The 579-nt window shown below is 57.0% G+C and carries 2 protein-coding genes; both read right to left on the bottom strand.

What is annotated here, in order from left to right; all coding sequences use genetic code 11:
• The coding region (rplC, locus tag A3730_RS08540; protein WP_063537919.1) for a 50S ribosomal protein L3 at positions 1–432 on the bottom strand (432 nt) is incomplete at its 3' end.
• A 42-nt stretch (positions 433–474) separates the two neighbouring features.
• A partial coding sequence (locus A3730_RS08535; RefSeq protein ID WP_231883895.1) for an uS10/mL48 family ribosomal protein occupies positions 475–579 on the bottom strand: 105 nt, incomplete at its 5' end.

Here is a 579-nt window from a genome sequence, read left to right as displayed (position 1 = left end):
ACCCGGAGCACGGTGGGACAAGGAGTTGCCGTGAGTGGCGTCCTGGGTACTGAAGTTCCAGCGCTTAACGCCGCCAGCGAACCCTTTACCCTTGGAGGAGCCAGTGACATCGATCATCTGACCTGCCTCAAACCCCTCAACAGTCACCGCGGAACCCGCCTCAAACTCACCAGCTTCAGCACGGAATTCCCAGACACCACGACCCGCCTCAACACCAGCTTTCGCGAAATGACCGGCTTGCGCCTTGGTCACGCGGCTGGCACGGCGCTCACCTACAGTTACCTGTACGGCCTGATAGCCATCTGATTCTTCGGTCTTGACCTGGGAAACCCGATTAGGGCTAACCTCAATCACAGTCACCGGAACACTGACACCTTCTTCAGTGAACACCCGGGTCATGCCGCATTTTCGACCGATCACACCAATCGCCATTGTTTACCTCTTCACAACCTGTCGGGATAAACCCGCCCGTTGTTAACCCAGGCTGATCTGCACGTCCACACCAGCAGCCAGATCCAGTTTCATCAGCGCGTCCACGGTTTTATCCGTAGGCTCGACAATATCCACCAGCCGCTTGTG

It is taken from the genome of Alcanivorax sp. HI0044, from assembly GCF_001634945.1.
Note: the sequence above shows the minus strand (reverse complement) of the source record. Positions and strands in the feature narration are given on the sequence as shown.